The sequence below is a fragment of the Lysinibacillus sp. CNPSo 3705 genome, assembly GCF_028674935.1.
Classification (GTDB): domain Bacteria; phylum Bacillota; class Bacilli; order Bacillales_A; family Planococcaceae; genus Lysinibacillus.
The window spans coordinates 1-1,512 of record NZ_JAQZSD010000156.1 but is presented as its reverse complement, the minus strand read 5'-3'; the positions used below and the strand labels follow the sequence as shown (position 1 = coordinate 1,512).

General features: G+C 25.5%; 2 protein-coding genes. Both read right to left on the bottom strand.

The genetic code is table 11. The features are described from left to right. Nucleotides 1-826: UvrD-helicase domain-containing protein (locus tag PVA17_RS24735; protein ID WP_274069336.1), on the bottom strand; the 826-nt coding region annotated here is incomplete at its 3' end. Further along, nucleotides 816-1,512 (bottom strand): ATP-dependent endonuclease (locus PVA17_RS24730; RefSeq protein ID WP_274069335.1); only part of this gene is annotated, 697 nt, incomplete at its 5' end. The genes PVA17_RS24735 and PVA17_RS24730, both read right to left, overlap by 11 nt.

Sequence of the window (1,512 nt, the reverse complement as noted above, 5' to 3'; positions counted from 1 at the left end):
CTATTATAGATTCTAAAAAATTATCTGAGTTAATTATTTGTACTTCATCATTTAATATTTCACATTTATTTTCCATATAACCATCATTATGAATAAGATTAGCAAAATTTGTGATATTGGGATGTGATCTGAAGTTATGAACTAACTCAAATTTAGAGAAACTACTATCTAATGAATCGAATATATTTTCTTTAGCTCCTCTCCATAAATATATTGCTTGCTTAGGATCCCCAACAATAAATAAAAATAATCCTAAATTATCTTTAATATACATAAATAAATTATGCATGTCTTCGTCGCTATCTTGATATTCATCTAAAAATAGCATCTTATACTTAGAAATAAGGTATTGTCTAGCAGCTAGTGAATTCTTTAATATATCTAATGCCAATTGAAACTTAAAATTTTTATGAGTATTATAATAAGTTCCTAACAAATTTTTCTCTCTAAGAAGTGTTATTCCGCCATCAAAATCTTTAAATTTATGTGTTTTAGAATAACTAACTGTAAAATCTCCTTTACCTTGTTCAATTAATATATCTTTTAAAAATGGTCTTATTATTTCATTTTCAACAAAACTATCATTTGTTGAAATCACAACTTGCTTGTCAATATTTAATTTTAATATTCTTTCTTTCAATTCCTCTGTAGCTTTTATAGTAAATGTAATAGCTACTACAGTCTTATGATTCTCTATTTCTTCAATTACATGCTTAATTTTACTTTTTAGAATTGTTGTTTTACCACATCCAGCGCTAGCAGAAATCGCAATATTTTTTATTCCATTAGTAGTAATTTCATTTCTAACTTCCTGATCAAGAATCAATATTTTCCACCAACCTTTTAAGTGCTAAAAATCGCTCATCGTTAAATATTTTTTCACAATCATCTTTGGTTAATATGTTTGATAATTCAACCATATTAATGAGTTTTGCTGCTTGTAAATATTTCACCGGTTCTTCCTTACCAAGTAAATCCTTCAATCTATCTTTTCCTAATGCTTTCTCTAAATCATGCTCTAAATCTATTTCCGATATATAGATATCGTTCTTCTTCAAATTCTTAATACAAAATTTCAAGTTTGAAAATATTTCAAGTTTTTTCTTAGTCAACTTTATATATTTCTCTTTTTTATCATTCACATTAATAATCTTTATAGTTACAGGAGCCTTCTTAGTTTTATTAACGAGTTCTAAACCTCTATTAATACCTAATAAATCGTATTTATTACTACCTCTTTTGCCTTTTAAATCATTATCGGTTTTAACAAAAACCTTGATATTTAAGGCTGTAAGTATATCTCTATACTTTTTAAACGTTATTCCAAAGACCTCCAAAATATATGCTCCTTCTAACTCATATTCGGGATTTATTTCACTTAATATTTTTTCGAATAAAATTCTTTCTGAAGGTCCCTCAATTAATAAAACTCTTTCTGTAAAAATTGCCGTTACTAAAAATTTATTTAATTGTTTTTTTAAATTTTTATAACTATCTTCCACTATATATATA